The organism is Deinococcus sp. QL22 (genome assembly GCF_023370075.1).
GTDB lineage: Bacteria > Deinococcota > Deinococci > Deinococcales > Deinococcaceae > Deinococcus.
The window spans coordinates 1,838,409-1,853,951 of the sequence record NZ_CP097149.1 but is presented as its reverse complement, the minus strand read 5'-3'; the positions used below and the strand labels follow the sequence as shown (position 1 = coordinate 1,853,951).

The 15,543-nt window shown below is 63.8% G+C and carries 17 protein-coding genes; 9 read left to right on the top strand and 8 right to left on the bottom strand.

Annotated elements, in window-relative coordinates; all coding sequences use genetic code 11:
- Positions 1-76 precede the first annotated feature (76 nt).
- The gene (locus tag M1R55_RS09240; protein WP_249391513.1) at positions 77-706 is read left to right on the top strand and encodes a rhomboid family intramembrane serine protease; all 630 of its coding nucleotides are present in this window, start codon (positions 77-79) and stop codon (positions 704-706) included.
- A gap of 140 nt (positions 707-846) precedes the next feature.
- On the opposite strand, the gene M1R55_RS09235 is transcribed toward M1R55_RS09240, so the two are convergent.
- Complete coding sequence (locus M1R55_RS09235) at positions 847-2,307, bottom strand: hypothetical protein (protein ID WP_249391512.1); 1,461 nt, start codon at positions 2,305-2,307, stop codon at positions 847-849.
- A 219-nt stretch (positions 2,308-2,526) separates the two neighbouring features.
- On the opposite strand from M1R55_RS09235, the gene M1R55_RS09230 reads away from it, so the two are divergent.
- Genes M1R55_RS09230 through M1R55_RS09215 form a run of 4 tightly spaced genes read left to right on the top strand, consistent with a single transcriptional unit; the run spans position 2,527 to position 5,166 of the window.
- Entirely contained in the window at positions 2,527-2,919 is a 393-nt protein-coding gene (locus M1R55_RS09230) for a hypothetical protein (protein WP_249391511.1), read from the top strand.
- Complete coding sequence (locus M1R55_RS09225) at positions 2,916-3,782, top strand: VOC family protein (protein ID WP_249391510.1); 867 nt, start codon at positions 2,916-2,918, stop codon at positions 3,780-3,782. The genes M1R55_RS09230 and M1R55_RS09225 overlap by 4 nt, the downstream gene beginning before the upstream one ends.
- A 47-nt stretch (positions 3,783-3,829) precedes the next feature.
- Positions 3,830-4,825, top strand: coding sequence for a hypothetical protein (locus tag M1R55_RS09220; RefSeq protein WP_249391509.1), 996 nt, complete (start codon positions 3,830-3,832; stop codon positions 4,823-4,825).
- Positions 4,822-5,166: a Rieske 2Fe-2S domain-containing protein gene (locus M1R55_RS09215; RefSeq protein WP_371827095.1), complete on the top strand. Its 345-nt coding sequence runs from the start codon at positions 4,822-4,824 to the stop codon at positions 5,164-5,166. The genes M1R55_RS09220 and M1R55_RS09215 overlap by 4 nt, the downstream gene beginning before the upstream one ends.
- Before the next feature lie 65 nt (positions 5,167-5,231).
- Here the strand turns inward: M1R55_RS09215 and M1R55_RS09210 are convergent, their stop codons facing one another.
- On the bottom strand, positions 5,232-6,551 hold the full coding sequence (locus M1R55_RS09210) for an ankyrin repeat domain-containing protein (RefSeq protein ID WP_249391508.1): 1,320 nt from the start codon (positions 6,549-6,551) through the stop codon (positions 5,232-5,234).
- 211 nt (positions 6,552-6,762) lie between these two features.
- Here M1R55_RS09210 and M1R55_RS09205 point away from each other — a divergent pair, with 211 nt between their 5' ends.
- Positions 6,763-7,221 (top strand): thioesterase family protein, encoded by a 459-nt coding sequence (locus tag M1R55_RS09205; protein ID WP_249391507.1) that lies wholly within the window; start codon positions 6,763-6,765, stop codon positions 7,219-7,221.
- 52 nt (positions 7,222-7,273) lie between these two features.
- Positions 7,274-8,101, top strand: coding sequence for a DUF72 domain-containing protein (locus tag M1R55_RS09200; protein WP_249391506.1), 828 nt, complete (start codon positions 7,274-7,276; stop codon positions 8,099-8,101).
- Positions 8,102-8,104: 3 nt separating this feature from the next.
- Here the strand turns inward: M1R55_RS09200 and M1R55_RS09195 are convergent, their stop codons facing one another.
- Positions 8,105-8,917 carry a DUF817 domain-containing protein gene (locus M1R55_RS09195; RefSeq protein WP_249391505.1) on the bottom strand — a complete coding sequence of 271 codons (813 nt, stop codon included), beginning with the start codon at positions 8,915-8,917 and terminating at the stop codon, positions 8,105-8,107.
- An 80-nt stretch (positions 8,918-8,997) separates the two neighbouring features.
- The gene (locus tag M1R55_RS09190) at positions 8,998-9,615 is read right to left on the bottom strand and encodes a hypothetical protein (protein ID WP_249391504.1); all 618 of its coding nucleotides are present in this window, start codon (positions 9,613-9,615) and stop codon (positions 8,998-9,000) included.
- Positions 9,616-9,850: 235 nt separating this feature from the next.
- Between M1R55_RS09190 and M1R55_RS09185 the strand changes: the two genes are divergently transcribed.
- Positions 9,851-12,358, top strand: coding sequence for a transglycosylase domain-containing protein (locus M1R55_RS09185; RefSeq protein WP_249391503.1), 2,508 nt, complete (start codon positions 9,851-9,853; stop codon positions 12,356-12,358).
- Positions 12,359-12,398: 40 nt separating this feature from the next.
- Here the strand turns inward: M1R55_RS09185 and M1R55_RS09180 are convergent, their stop codons facing one another.
- The 4 genes from M1R55_RS09180 to M1R55_RS09165 form a co-directional block, all read right to left on the bottom strand.
- Positions 12,399-12,737 (bottom strand): YraN family protein, encoded by a 339-nt coding sequence (locus M1R55_RS09180; protein WP_249391502.1) that lies wholly within the window; start codon positions 12,735-12,737, stop codon positions 12,399-12,401.
- Between the two features lie 24 nt (positions 12,738-12,761).
- Complete coding sequence (locus tag M1R55_RS09175; protein WP_249391501.1) at positions 12,762-13,430, bottom strand: HAD family phosphatase; 669 nt, start codon at positions 13,428-13,430, stop codon at positions 12,762-12,764.
- Positions 13,427-13,915, bottom strand: a complete 489-nt coding sequence (locus M1R55_RS09170; protein WP_249391500.1) for a putative dsRNA-binding protein — start codon at positions 13,913-13,915, stop codon at positions 13,427-13,429. Before M1R55_RS09170 ends, M1R55_RS09175 begins: the two co-directional genes overlap by 4 nt.
- 182 nt (positions 13,916-14,097) lie before the next feature.
- A complete protein-coding gene (locus tag M1R55_RS09165) occupies positions 14,098-14,847 on the bottom strand; it encodes a phosphodiester glycosidase family protein (protein WP_249391499.1) in 750 nt (249 codons plus the stop codon).
- 78 nt (positions 14,848-14,925) lie between these two features.
- Between M1R55_RS09165 and M1R55_RS09160 the strand changes: the two genes are divergently transcribed.
- Positions 14,926-15,525 carry a GNAT family N-acetyltransferase gene (locus M1R55_RS09160; RefSeq protein ID WP_249391498.1) on the top strand — a complete coding sequence of 200 codons (600 nt, stop codon included), beginning with the start codon at positions 14,926-14,928 and terminating at the stop codon, positions 15,523-15,525.
- Positions 15,526-15,543: the final 18 nt, after the last annotated feature.

Sequence of the window (15,543 nt, the reverse complement as noted above, 5' to 3'; positions counted from 1 at the left end):
GCCGCGTCAGGGCCAAAGCAGGACAATCATCTGCATCCTGCATGTGGCTAGGCGGCGGGGTCTTTAGACTGACCCCATGCGCTCCCCGCCGCCGCCCAGCGTTTATCCCCCAAATACGCCGCCTGTTCGCACCCGCCGCCCGCCTGTGGTACAAGCTGGCGTGGTTACGGCGCTGTTGGTTGCTGGGCTGTGGCTGCAAGAAATCACCGATCAGTTTGTGTTGGGCGGCGCACTGGACAATTACGGCATCCTGCCGCGCAACCCGGACGCCCTGAGTCACATCTTCAGCGCCCCGTTTTTGCACGGCGGTTTCGATCATCTGCTGGCGAATACCGTACCCGTAGCCGTCCTCGCCTTCATGTCGGCCCTGCGCGGGCTGTGGCGCTTTTTGCTGGCAACGCTCATTATCGTGGCCTTGGGCGGCGGCCTGGTCTGGCTGTTCGGACGCGGCGGCAGCGTGCATCTGGGGGCCAGCGAACTGGTGTTCGGCTACCTCGCCTACCTGCTGGGCGCGGGTTGGTGGGAACGTTCGGCGTCGGCCATCATCGCCGCTGCGGTGGCCCTGCTGCTGTACGGCGGGGCGCTGTGGGGCGTGCTGCCGGGCAACCCGGAGATTTCGTGGGAAGCACACCTGTTCGGCTTTGTGGCCGGGGTGGTGGCGGCGGCGGTGTTGCACCGGAAGCGGAAGGTCGTTGGTAGATCGTAGAACGTGGGAAAAGTGGGGGAGTTGCCTTTTTGCATTGAGGCAACCCCCCGGTTGCTTCGCAACGGCCCCCAGAGTGGGGTGAACAGCGTATCTGGTGGGCTTTCCCCACCTTCCACGCTCCCGCCCCATCACCTCAGACCCTAGACCTTTAGACCTGCCCGCCCCAGTCGCAGGAACAGCACCAACGTGGCCCCCGCCAGCAGCACCAGCAGCAGCGAAGCATGGCCGCCACTCAGGAACCCCAATGGAATCACGGCGGCCAACGCCAGCGGTACCAGATAAAGCCGTCCCAGCGCGGTCACGGCCAGCGCAAGGCCCACGCCCACGCCCAGCAGTTGGGCCAGCAGCACGGGCAGATAAAAGGTCAGGACGCCGCCCAACACCAAGCCGAGGCTGAGGCCCAGCACCGCGCCTGCCAGCGGCAAAGGCAGCAGGTTCAGGCGGCGCGATATGGCCCAGCCACCGCACAGCAGCGCGGAAAGTAGCACGGCCAGTGGCCCCACGAGGCCCAGTTTGCCCAGCGTTTCGCGGATGCTGCCCTGCGTGAACACCACCGCCACGTCCTGCGCGGTAATCACGTCTTCCAGTTGCCAGCGGAGTACCTGTGCCATGCCCAGCGCCGTGCGCGTCTGGCTGGTGGGAAACAGGGTGTAGCGTTGGAATTTGGCGGGCCTGTCGGCGTTGATGGTCAGGTCAAAATTCTTCACGCTTTCGCGGCGTTGGCCCAGCAGGTAGCTCCAGCCTTTGGCCCCCTGATGGCGGTAAGTGACATTCACTCGCACGGATTGGCCCGCCGCCACTTCGCCCGTCCACACGCTGCCGCCCGCCAGATCAGAGGCGCGATAGGCCTGGCCATTCACGGTCAGCTTGAAGCCGCTGAGGGTGCCGCTTCCATCTGGCAGCGGGAAGGCGAAGCGCAATGTGGCTGCCTCCGCTTGCGGGTTGGTGAAGGTGTAATCGGCGTTGAAGGCCGCGTTGTAGTACGTGCCGCGCCCGCCCGCCGGGTCTACGAATTTCAGGTCGGCCAGCACTTTGCTGGTGTCCAGATTCACGGGTTCTTCGGTTTGCAGGGTCACGTCGCGGGTGTAGGTCAGGTTGCGGCCCCGGCGCGTAAAGCCCTCGCGGAAGTCCTGCACGGTCTGGCCATTCGGGTTGCCAAAGTAGGGCAGCAGCGTTTCCCAGCCGCCATTGACCTGAAGGCGGGCGTAGACCTCGGCGGGTAGCGTAATCGAGCGCGTGTAGGTCGTACTTTTCAGCAGGCTGGCGCGGGGAGCCTGTTGGGTGGTCTGGCCCCCATCCGGGTCGGCAGCGTTGGCATAGCGGGCCGATTGCTGCGCTCCCAGGCGGGCATCCACGGCCCGCCGGGTTACGTTCAGGGCCAATGCCCCCGCGCCCACCGCCAGCGCCACCAACGCCCAGCGCCCCAGCAATGGCAGGCGCGCCCCCGCCCAACTCAGGCCCGCCCGGAAGCGTTCACGGTCAAGCAGACCGATCAGAATCAGCGCCAGCAGCAAGCCAGCGGCAATGATCGCCAACGGCCTCGCCAGCGCCAGCATAGAGGAAACTGCGTTCAGCAGGGCATTCAGGGCGGTTTGAACCATAGGAAAAACCTCCGGTCAAGCGGTGGGACAGTAGGAATAGGTTGAGGAGTAAAGGGCTTATCTGAGTTGATACCTCAAAAGCCGTATAGCACTCATCCTCCTTTGGGTGGAAGCGGTGGGTTGGAAGGTGAACCCCCCATTGCTGACGCAATGCCCCCCTCAAGGGGAGGAAAACTCCACTTTTTTCTTGCCTTCACGTTTCATCTGTCAGGATGATCTATGCCCCAGTCCTCCCGTATTCCGACCCTGCCCGGAACCCTCAAACCGCTGCTGGAAATGCAGATGGGCACGGGCATTCTGGCAGCGCGGTATGCCGGAGAGGAAAGCGGATGCGAAGTCTTTGCGCTCGATACGGCGCGGGGGCCACATACGGTCAGAGTGTGCAGGCGCGGCATTCCTAATCTGTTTTTTGCCGAGGTGCAGGCGTTGGCCCAGCAGCGTGAAACGGGCAGGGAAAGCGTGCCAGACGTGATTGCTTTCGCCGACGCGCCTTACGCGGGTTTGGGCGCACCGGGACAGGCAGGGCCAGCCTTCTTGCTTCTCAGGATCAGAGCAAACATAAATATCAAATCGGTTGACTTTATAAAGCATAAGGAGGATGCTGAAGTATGATTGCCTCTTTCTCCATCTTGCCGCCCCAAACCCACACCGGAGCCGTGACGCTGCGGGTGCGCGATTTGCCCGGCCTGACCGAGTTCTACAGCACGCTCCTTGGCCTCACGCGCCTCGCTGAAAGCCAGAACCAGGTGACGCTCGGCGCACACGGCACGCCACTGCTGCATCTGGAAGGCGACCCCAGCTTGCCGCTCGCACCCGTATCTCGCCCTGGCCTGTACCACACGGCGTTTTTGCTTCCCACTCGCGCCGATCTGGGGCGTTGGCTGCGGCACGCGGCGGGGCTGAACGCATCTGGATCGGGCCTGCGCCTCGGCACGGGCGATCATCTGGTCAGCGAGGCCATTTACCTGAACGATCCCGAAGGCAACGGGATAGAGGTCTACCGAGACCGCAACCGCGACGCGTGGACGTGGCAAGACGGGCAGGTGCAGATGGACACCAAAGCCGTGGACGTAGAAGACCTGCTGGCCGCCGCCGGAGACACGGTGTTTGACGGCGCGCCCGCCGGAACTGCTGTCGGGCATGTGCATTTGAAGGTGGGCAGCGCGGCGCAGGCGGCCCAGTTTTATGCCCACACCTTGGGGCTGGACGTGGTGGCCGATATGGGCAGCGCGGCCTTCCTGTCCTGGGGCGGATACCACCACCACATCGGCCTGAACGAGTGGCATTCACGCGGGCAAGGTGCGCCCAGCACGCCCGCTGCCGGACTGGGCGGCGTAGAGATTCTGACGCCTGACCTGAGCGGCCTGCGAACCCACCTGAGCGGGCAGGACGGCGTACAGGACAGCGGCGACTCACTGACCCTGCATGATCCGTGGGGCAACCGCCTCACTGTGCGGGAAGTGGCGCAGAAGTAGGCCAAACAGGGCATTCTCTTTCCCTCTGCACTCTCTAGACTGCCGTCATGGGCGGCCACCTCTTTCACTTTCCGCGCCTGCCGCGTGCCGAATACCTGCGCAGAGAAAGACAGGTGCGGGCCGTGCTGCACCAGCTTTTGCCCGGTACATCTGCTGGCCCGCAGTGGTTTATTCCGCACGTCCACGCCGACAAGCCTGATTTTGGAGATTTGGATGTGCTGGTCAGCCAGGACGCCCTGACCGCCCCCTGTTTGGCCGAGTTCCGCGCACGCCTGGGCATCAGGCAAACACGCCGCGTGCAGGGCATCGAATCGCATGATTTCGGCGGATTCCAGGTGGATCTGATGGCGACACCGCCCGCCGAACTGTGCACAAGGTTCGAGTTTATGAGTTGGGGCGATCTGGGCAATATTCTGGGCCGAATGATGCGCCCACTGGGGCTGAAATGGGGCGAAAGTGGGCTGCTGTACGTGTACCGCCGCCCCGATGAAACACATTACCTCCGCACTTTCGCCGTGAGCCTGAACATTGACGACGTGCTGCGGGCTGCCGGACTGGACGCCACGCACTGGCACACTGGATTTGCAAACGAGGCCGCCATGTTTGAGTGGGCGGCGGGTGCGTCCCGCTTCAGCGCCCGCCCCTACCTGTCGCCGGAAGGGGATTTTGGGCGGCGCATTCTGGAGCGCCCCGGCCTGCAACGTTTTGCGGACTATCTGAAAGCGGCAGGCTGGGTGGCCCCCGCCGAGCGCGAACCCCCTCAGCCGCTTGAGGTGTTGCTGAGCCTGCTCCCCCAGTCGGGTTTGGCGGCCTTTTTGCAGGCCGAAGCCCAGGCCGCCGGGCGTGACCGGGTGCGGCGCAGCAAATTCAGTGGACGCCTCGTCATGGGGTTGCGCCCCGAACTGAGGGGCAAACCCTTGGGCCTGTTCATGCAGGCGTTCACAGCCTCTCCAGACTTTTGGGAGTGGGTGGACGCCGCTACGCCCGCCGAGATCGAAACTCGCATTCGGGTACAGCCCGCCCCGCTACACTCGCAGGCATGAGTCTGTCTTCCTCCTCTCCCTCCGCCACCCCACCCGAGCGCGTGCATGTGGACGCCACCGCCAACTTGCCCGAGGGCAGCCAGACCGAGGTGATGGTAGGCGGCGTCCATGTGGTCGTGGTGCGCTATGAGGGCGAATATTACGCCCTGCGCAACAACTGCACCCACAAAGATTTCCCGCTGCTGGGCGGCGACGTCAGCATGGGCCGAATCACCTGCGCCAAGCACGGTGCGAAGTTTGAACTGGCGACTGGCAAAGCCAAAACCCTGCCTGCCGTAAAGGCCGTGCAGATTTACAAGACGCTGGTGGAAGATGGGGAAGTGTACGTGCTGGCGCTGTAAACCCGTCCTTCAAAAGAACGCCTGCGCCCTAGCATCAGGGGCGCAGGCTTCTCTGTACATCAACCTTATCTCCGGTCATCCCCCGACACTTCATTCTGAAGTTCCTCGGTCACGCCCTGCGGCAAGTCGCCGGGGCGTTCGCTGGCATGGGGCGGCCCTTGCTCGCTGGGGGGCGTGTAGCCGGGATTGGGGTCGGCGCTGCGGCGTTGAGAATCGCCCGCCAAAGCCGCGGTGTTGTTCATGCCGAGGCCTGCTGAGGGGGCCACCGTATCCAGCAACTCGCCGCCCAGGCCTGCCACCGACTGCGCTCCGGCAAACTCTGGGGTTTGCAAGGTGTGTTCCATCTGCGCGGGATCACGGGTGGCAAGGTGGTCAAACTGCGCCGTAATTTCGTGTGGGTCTTGCATGTGTACCGGTTCATAGGTGCTGTGGTCAGCGCTACTGACGCGGCTGTCGGCGGGCGTGGTCGTGTAAAAAGGCTGGTGGTCGTCTTTGGGATCAGGCGTCTGAAACCCAGTGCGGTGGTCGGCGGGGCGGCCATCCTCATGCGCGACTGGTTTATCGGATCCAGCCGAATGGTCTACCGAGCGCGGTTGCAGGTCGTCATGGTCGCTCTTGGGATTGGTCATAGCTGTAGTGTTGCCCACGGCGGCGGGCGCTGCATTCCGGGTTTCTTGTGGCTTGACGTGGGGAGTGCTTAGAAATGGGCCCGTCAACAAGGTGCTTAGGAAGGCGGCCAACGCCGAATGTCCCTCTTCCTGCGCGATGCTGGCGGCGCTGCGTCCATCGTCGGTTTGGGCGGCAGCATCGGCTCCGGCGGCCAGCAGGTCTTCCACCAAGTCTGCGTTGCCGTGTTGGGCTGCCGCCATCAAGGGTGTGAATCCGTCTTGCTGCACGGCGTTCACATCGGCCCCGTGAGACAGGAGCAGCCGCGCCAATCCCGTATGGTTACCCGCCACAGCGGAATGCAGCGGCTGAACCTGCATGGCATTGGCGCTGACCGCGTTCACGTTGGCCCCGCGTGCCAACAGTTCAGCAGCCACCGCTTCTTGTCCGAAAAACGCCGCCAGCCCCAGCGGAGTAAATCCATCGGGGCTGACGGCATTCACAAGGGGAGCATCGGCGTCCAGCAACGTCCGCAAACAAGCGGTTTCGCCTGTAGCTGCGGCCTCGAAGACGGTCAGGGGTGGTCCGCCCAGTTCCGCGTGCAGTCCGGTCAGTGCCCGCGCCACCTCCGGTTTCCGGTAATAGGTGGCAAACAGCAGCGGCGACACCCCCATCGGGCTGGCCGCCGACAACAGGCCCGGAGTCGCCTGCACCAAGGCCCGCACGGTGTCCACATCGCCTGTCTGGATGGCGACGAACAGAGCAGTTGAATCGGTCATGGAGTTAGGGTACTGCTGGGTGAGACCATGAGTTCTTGGACTTGGGCTATGAAAGTGAATTCATCGGCTGGGGGCAGGTTCGCTACGGAACTGCCTCCTCTGCTTCGCAGCTCTACGAGCCATCCCGCTACTGGGCAGCGCCCCTCTCTCTTGAGGGGGCAGGGGGTGAATGAGTGAAGCGATTGTCCCGCCCACGCGTTACCCTACCCCCATGACCCGCCCCCAGCCGTGGCCGCGCCAGAGCTTTTCGTACCTGCATCCCACGCCTACCCGCTGGGCCGACAACGATGTGTACGGGCACGTCAACAACGTCACCTACTACGCCTACTTCGATACAGCGGTGAATGCGTTGCTGCTGGCGCGGGGCGTGCTGGACATCCAGGCGGGGGACACGATTGGGCTGGTGGTGGAAACAGGCTGCACTTTTTTTGCTCCCGCCAGCTTCCCAGAGTTGCTGCATGTAGGCGTGCGCGTGGCGACTCTGGGCAAAAGCAGCGTGCGTTACGAGTTGGCCGTGTTCCGCGCAGACGAGGCAGAGGGTGAGGACGCGGTGGCCTGCGCTCAGGGGCATTTTGTGCATGTGTACGTAGACCGGGACACGCGGCGGCCGGTGCCCATTCCCGCCGACCTGCGGGCCGTGCTGGAAAGCTTGCAGACTGGCGAACTCTGATCTAAACCCAACCCCAAGACCCCGCCCCGGCCCTGTGCGCTAGCTTGGCCCCATGCGTGTGTGGATCGGATGCGGCGGCTACAGCAACGACGATTGGGCGGCTCCCGGCCTGATCTATGACGGCGTGAAGAAGGACGCCTACCTCGACGCCTACGCCCGGCACTTCGACGCCGTGGAATTGAACAGTTCGTTTTACGGCATTCCCGGCCTGAAAGCGTTCGAGGGGATGGCCCGCAAATCGGGCGGGCGCACGCGCTTTGCGGTGAAGGTGAACAAGGTCTTCACGCATGACCGCGCCCCCACCGACACCGACTTTGACCGGATGCTGCAAAGCCCCGCGCCGCTGGTAGAAGCGGGCCTGATGGGGCCGTATCTGGCGCAGTTTCCGTACTCGTTTCACCGTACTGCCGACAACCGCAAGTATCTGCTGCATCTGGCCGAACGCTTTGCCGGGCACGAATTGGCCGTAGAGTTGCGCCACACCAGTTGGGACAAGCCCGAAGTGCGGGCAGCCATGGGCGAATACGGCCTGATCTGGGTCAGCCCCGATTATCCGCCGGTGGGCGGGATGCCCGAACCGCAACTGCACGCCACCACCGACGTGGGCTATCTGCGCCTGCACGGACGCAACAGCGGCAACTGGTGGAATGGCGAGAGCGCCGCCGAACGCCACGATTACCTCTACAACCGCGCCGAGATGGACGAGTGGGCCGAGAAAATTGCTGTGGTGGCCGAGGATTTGTCGGAACTCTGGATCTTTTTTGAAAACACGACGAAAGGCCATGCGCTGAAAAATATCCCGATGCTGCGCGACGCCCTGAACGCACGCGGCATAGAGGTCAAGACGCCTGACCCGGCAGAGGATGGAGCGTTGTTCTAGGGCTTAAACCTGCTCCCGACGCCCTTCCCAAGCTTTTAACCCAGCCACGATCAGGAAGGCCACCACCACCAGCAGTGTCCACGACAGAACTTTGGCTAGGTGAACGGGCTGCCAGCCCTGCGCCTGATGCGGATAAACCCACGCACCCAGCGCGGTGGCGGCATTTTCGGCCAAGTAGACGAACAGCCCGATGAGTGCGAAGGCCAGCGGCAGTGGCAAGGTAAAGGGCACCTTCTGAACCAGGAAGCGAACGCGGGTGCGGCGGTAGGCCAGCAGGAGTAGGGCCGTAAGGACATAGCGCAGATCGGGGCCGTAGTGGTGCGTAAAGAAATTCAGATACGCGCCGCCCGCCAACGCCGCCTGAAGGCGCAAGCTGGGAAGTCCGGTCAGCGTGAGGTGAAAGCGCCGCCACGCCTGCGCCATGTAGCTTCCCACGCTGGCATACATGAACCCGGCATACAGCGGCACGCCCGCCACTTTGCTCAGCGCCTCTTCGGGATAAGACCAGCTGCCGTGCGCGGTTTTGAAGACCTCCAGGCCAAAGCCCAGCAGATGAAACAAGGCGATGACGCACGCTTCCCGCCCTGTTCCGAAGCGGGTCAGCAGGAGCAGCCCTTGCACCAGCAGGCAGCCCAGCAACACAAAGTCGTACCGGGCTATTCCCCAGGCCGCCAACGGCAACAGGTGCGGTAGGGCCAAGAGCGCAACCACGCTCAGCGCAAAGGTGCAGCTTGCCAGTTCTTGCCCCACGAAAGGCCACAGTACACGGCGCAGCAGGGAGAGAGCAGGAGCTGGGGCGCGTGCAGGAAGGGCCACAGCCCCAGCATCCTTACTTCCGGCAGATGGAGCGTCCGCCTAAAGAGGCACTCCCCTTCCCCACAAAACTTCCCGTCAAACTATTTCCCGTCAAACACCGCTGGGAACACCTGCCGCGCTCCGGCTATCGGCGGGTTCTGCACCCAGTACGGCAGCCCCGGTGTGGCATTGCGGATCACGAAATTTCCCGGCTCGCTGACCGTCATCACAGCGTTCCAGCCCTTACGGAGCGTGAGGTTGTAGCTGGTATTCAGGCCCGTGCAGCGCCCGCTGATGGTGGCGGCCCTATCGCTGTACATCCACTGGCTGCGGCGGGTAGGTTCGGTGGGATGATCGGCCTGCGTAATCAGCGCGGCGGTGTTTCGGCCCGCGTGATAGACCATCAGGCTTTCGGCGGTGTAGGTGCGCGGCTCGCTGGGCACGCTGCGAACGCCAGGACAAAAGTCGGCGGGCTGCACGGGGGGTTTAAAGGAATCTGGAATCTGGATTTCAAAGCCGCTCCCCGCCAGCGTTCCCAATCCCACGATGCGGCCCTGAGCCAGACTGGTCAGCAAGATCCGCACGTTGTCGGAGCCGAAAGCGCGGGCCAGAGCGGGCGCGTTACTGACCTTGCCCTCTATGCCCACCGCCTGCGCCGTGCCGAACAATACCGGAGAAACGAACAGGGCTAGGCCCCAGAGAGAACGGATGAGCTTCATAGGCTGATGCTGGACGAGCCGAGTCAGGCCAGCGTTTCCAGGCCTGTGCTGTATTCGCGTTGGCAGGGGCAAAATGCACCCGAGAAATGAAGTTTTTCTCCTGAACCGCCTCATGCAAAGGATGGACGACCCCGCCCCGGCCCAGCGCCTAAGCTGCCCCTATGCACCCGCTCCCCGCCCGTGACCGTGACCCGGCTTCCCGGCGCACTCACCAAATCCCGCTAGAGTTGAGCCGATGAGGTTTTTCACGGGCATTGGGGTGTTGTTGTTGGCGGGTGTGGCGGGGGCGGGCGGCCTGTGGTACGCGTGGGGCCGCGACCTGCCCAACGTGTCCGATCTGGATGTGCTGGAATTTAGCGGCCAGACGCGGGTCTATGACCGCAACAATGCCCTGATCGGCACACTGACGCCCAGCCTGAGCAGTTCGGGCGGCGTAAACCGCGACCTGATCAAGCTGAACCAGATCAGTCCCTGGTTGCAGGACGCGGTGGTGACCAGCGAAGACCGCCGCTTTTTTAAGCACAACGGCGTGGATTACATCGGCATCGGGCGCGGGCTGATTAAGGGCGTCCTGCAAAATGACCTTGAGGGCGGCAGCTCCATTACGCAGCAGGTGGTGAAAAACACGCTGCTGGCCGACCTGAACAGCGCCCGCACCGCCGAGCGAAAATTTAAGGAAGCGGTGCTGGCCTACCAGTTAGAGCGCAGTTTCGACAAAAAACAGATTCTGAACGCCTACCTGAACGTCATTTACTGGGGCGACGGGGGCCGCAGCGACATCGTGGGCGCGGAAACGGCGGCGCGGGCTTACTTCCGCAAAGGAGCCAGCGACCTGAATCTGGCCGAAAGCGTGTATCTGGCGACCATTATTCCGGCCCCCAACCGCCGCTACAAAAGCTTTCAGGCATTCCGGCCCCTGATGAAAGACCTGCTGGGCCGCATGGTGGAAGACGCCCGGATTACGCAGGCGCAGGCCGATGCCGCGTGGCGCACGCCAATTTATCCGGCGGGGTGGCGAATAGGCTGGAACACCGACGGCAGCCTGAGAAGTGCCGTGCTGGAAAATCCGGCCCGCCTGCAGTCCAATCTGAACGAGGCCGAAGCCGCACGCGGGGGCAACCGCTACCAATATCTGGCCTATTTGCAGGCCGTAGAAAAGGAACTGACACCGATTATTGGCCGCAAAGCCTTGTACGGCGGCGGCAAGATTTACACCGGCATGGACTTGCAGACGCAGCAATCTGCCGAACGTGCCAGCCGGAATGCCGATTTGCCCGATGGGGCCACGCTGGGCATTGCGTTGGTCAGCCCCAAAAACGGCGAGGTGCTGGCACTGGTGGGCCAGAAACTGACTGGGGATCGCCCCAGCGACTGGAACAATGCGACGCAGGCGCGGCGACAGGTGGGCAGTTCGGTGAAGCCGCTGCTGTATACGCTGGCCCTGCAACGGGGCTGGAAACAGAGCGATACCGTGCTGGACGCGCCTATTCGCGGCGACTATCAGCCCAAAAACTACGACGGGCGCTGGACGGGCCGTTACGTGACCATGCGCTATTCGCTGGATCACAGCCTGAACCTGACCACCGTTAGGACGGCTCAGGCAGTCGGCATCAAGGAATTTGAGGCCAAACTGCGCGAACTGGGCCTGACGCCGCCGCCCAACGCGGGCCTGAGCCTGAGCATCGGCACGCTGGAAGCCAGCCCGCTGCAATTGGCCTCCGCCTACGCTAGCTTTGCCAACGGCGGCCTGTACTACGCGCCCACACTGGTGCGCCGCGTGCAGGACACCCGCGACAAGGTGCTGTACACCCGGCCCGCCCCGGTTGCCAAGCGCGTCTGGGACACCCAAACCGCGTGGCTGGGGCTGGATATGCTGCGCGGCGTGGTCAACGACCTCGACACCTCGCAGGGTGGGCTGGCGGTGCGTGCCCGCATTCCCGGCGTGCAGGTGGGCGGCAAAACCGGAACCACCAACGAGATTAAGGATCTGTGGTTTGCAGGCGTGACGCCTACGGTGGCCGGGGCCGTGTGGGTGGGCAAGCAGGAGGGTGGGCCGCTGCCGTCCTGGGCCTACAGCGGCGAGATTCCCACCCCGATCTGGCAGGCAGCGGTAGCGGGAGCGCTGGCAGGCAAACCCAGCGCCACCTTTGCCGAACCGGGCGGCATCACCTACCGCGTGGTGCGTCAGGTGAATATGGCCTTCTTGGACAGCAATGCCGAAGAAGAACCGGTGGCCCGCGACGGCGAGGACACTGCGGGCAGAGGCGGCTTCTTCTCGCGCCGCAGCCGCGACCCTGTGCAGACCGAAGCGCAACCTCGGCCTGCGCAGCAGCCCACCGAACCGGAAGTGACCGAGCCAGAGCCTGTGCAGGAGGTCGTGCCTGTAGAGCCTGTGCCGGAAGCTGTGCCCGAAGAAGCTATGCCTATTGACACCGCGCCTGTAAACACCGTGCCTGTTGAACCTGTACCTGAAGAAGCGGTGACCGAGCCTGTGCCCAGTGAAATCGTCACGCCGGAGCCTGTCCCTGCCCAACCCACCCAGCCCGAACCGCTGCCCAGTGAGCCGGAGCCTGCCCCGACGCCCGAACCCGTTCAGCCCGATGCTGTCGGCACGGTGACCGAAACGCCGCTGGTGCCGGAGCCTGTGCCCGCCGGAGACCCCGAACCCCTGCCCGACGATTCTTTCAATGACTTCCCCGCCGATGAGGGCGTATTCAACGAGATGCCGACTGACGGGGAGTAAAGGTTAGGGGGAGTGATGAGCAAGCCTCTGCCTCACGCCCCTAGTCCACCGGAATCAGCGTAACCAGCCCCGTTTCGGCGGAGCCGTCTATGGTCAGCACTTCCAGGCGGCAGGGCAGATCTTCGCGGCCGTGTTCGCGCAGCAGGTAACTCTGGGCGGCGCGGTACATCAGGGCCAGCTTCTGCGGCGTGATACTGGTGGCGGCCCCGCCATACCGTGCGCTGCTGCGGTGGCGCACCTCGGTAAACACCAGCACCGGGCCGTCCAGCGTGACCAAGTCTATTTCGCCGCCCCGGATGCGGTAATTCTGGGCCACCACTTCCCGCCCCAGCCCTTGCAAATGCCGTGCTGCACGGGCTTCGGCGTCGGCTCCTTTCATGTGGCTGTGTCATCTCTTCTGGCGTCAGTCAAGCCACAGCTCAAAGTTCCTAAAGTCTGGAACCGTGAGGGTTGCCCCGGCCCGCACCAACGCTTCGGCGGGGGCCGTGGTGGTCAGGGCCACCACCGTACAGCCCGCGCCCGCCGCGCTCAGCACACCATTCACGGCGTCTTCGTGGGCAAGACACTCGGCGGCATTCAGACCCAGGCGGGACGCACCTAGCAAAAAGGGTTCGGGGTGCGGCTTGCCCCGCGTCACGTCCTCGCCCAGCACACGCGGCCCAAAGCGGGGGCCGAAGCCCAGCGCCTCCATGCCAAATGCCACGTTCACGGCGTCGGCACTGGTCACGAGGGCGAAGGGAATGCCGCGCCCCTCCAGCGCGTCCAGGTAGGCACTCAGGCCCTCCACTTCGGTCAGTGCGCCTGCGGCCAGTTGGCGGTAGCGGCCCTCTTTGGCGTCATGAAAGCGCAGGGCCAGGGCGTCGTCGGGGTAGCTTCCGGTCAGCCGCTCGATGATTTCGGGGTTGCGGCCCCCGTCTACTTTGGTGTCCAGATCGTGTTCGGTCAGAGTCAGGCCCAACACTTCCAGCGCCACTTCCTGCCACGCCTGACGGTGGAACAGATTGTTGGCGGTCAGCACGCCGTCCATATCGAACAGCACGCCTGCCGGACGGGTCGGAAGAGTCAGACTCATTCGGGCCCGTGTCCCAGATCGGCCAGAAGGTCGCGGTAGAGGCGGCCCGCTTCCCGGCGCACGTCGTCCACGGAGGCGTCTTCGTCGGCCAGATCCAGCGCCACATCCAACGCTTCGGCCAGTACCGCCGCGTAAATCGGCCACTGGCCCTGCGATTCCTCGTCCGTCTCGCCTTCTGTCTCAGTTGTCTGCTCGCTGGCCGCCTCCTGCCGTCCGTCCAGCACCCTCAAGGCCGCTTCAGAGGCCAGCCGCTCGGCGTCCTTTTTGCTTCGGCCCTCGCCTCCTGCGCCCAGTTCTCGCCCGCCCACCAGCACCCGTACCCGGAAGGTGCGCTCGTGCGCGGGGCCGTCGGACGACACCTGAAACGTGGGTGCACCCGCTCCCAGCGTGATCAGGCGGGCAATCAGGTCGCCTTTGGGATTGGCCGGAGCAGCAGTGCTGGCCTGATGAGAACCGGGCGGGGTCGGCGGCGTGCTGGAGGTCATGGGCCTCAGAGTACCGCGTGTGCAGATGCCAAGCCGGGCAGGAGGGGGCAGAGACTCTAGAAGCAGTCTAAGGGTCGAGGGGCGAAGCGTCTAAGAACGGCAACAGCCAACGCAGCAGCTGCACAGCCTCAACAAACGCCAACTTTAATGAGTCACCCCTCGACCCTTAGACGCCCGTTCCCTCACCGCGAAACCGTCCAGATCCCGCCAAACTCTGCAAGTTGCGTATTGGCATCCGGCGTGGCGTAGGCGCTGATGCTGCCGTCCAGATACAGGGCGTCGGGGCACTTCAGGGCGTCGCGGAAAAAAATGGCGAAGCTGTAGAAGTTGACCGGGCCAGCGCTGACCACAAACCGCACCCGCCCGTCGCTGCATACGCCGACGCCACTGCGGGTTTTAAAACTGGTACCGCTGCGGTTGAATTCCGGGTGCAATTTGCCGCCCGACACCAGCAGCGGCCCCGACTGCGTGGCATAGGTGGGAACCAGATTCTGGCGGCGGTAGGCCTGCGTTTCGGTCACGCCTGCGCGGGTGCCCTTGACCCAGAACACGCCGTTGGGCAGCAGGGCAAAGTTGCCGCCAGAGCGGGCATTGTTGAGACGCACCAACGTGTTGCCGCCCTGAACGTGCAGCCCCAGCGGGCGCGGGCCGGGGGCATAGATGCCGCTGTTGGTGGCAAACAGCATCTTCTGGCCCTGCCCCACCAACCGCTTCTGCACGGCGTCCAAGGTCTGGTAGGGCTGGCCTGTGGCCGGGTTCTTCCAGTGCAACTCCAGGCGGTCTTGGGCCAAGTTCACCACAGCTACCGTGTACAGCATTCCACCCGAAGTCACGCGCTGCACGGTCAGGGCGTCGGCCTGCCCACACGAAGACAATCCCAGCAGCATTCCTGCCAGCATACCGATCTGCACTATTTTTCCCGGCCTGTTCATCACCAAGCATGATGGCGGCTCTGGATGAGCGCGGGGCATCACGGCTGAGAACAAAGACTGGGCTTTACACTGCCTGCCATGTCCGCCGAAATTGAAATCAACCCACTCCTGACCACGCCAACACTGCGGCTGGAACCGCAGGTGGCGGCCCAAGCACCCGCAGTGTTGGCGGCGCTGTCCGATCCGCGCATCTACCTGTACATTCCCGGCACTCCACCCACCGATGCAGAGGCGCTGCGGCGACGGTTTGCCCACCAAGAATCTCGCCGCTCGCCGGATGGCCGGGAATTGTGGCTGAACTGGATCGTCTGTAGCGGGAAAACAGTGCTGGGAACCGTGCAGGCCACCGTTCACGTAGCCCAGCGCACGGCAGATGTGGCCTACGTGTTCGCGCCGGAAGCGTGGGGCAAAGGCCACGCGGCAGAGGCGATGCGGGCCATGCTGGGCTTTTTGCATACTGGGCTGGGCGTAGAAGAATTCGTGGCGAACCTGGACACGCGCAATACGGCGTCGCGGCGACTGGCGCAGCGGCTGGGTTTTGTTCAGACAGACCTTGTTCTGGGAGCCGATCACTTCAAGGGCAGCGTCAGCGACGAATACGTGTATAAGCTGTCTGCGGCGGCGCTTTCAGACACCCCGCCTGTGCCGCCGCTTGACTTCCCGCCCGCTGGCCCTTAATCTCTTGTCCGCTGGTCT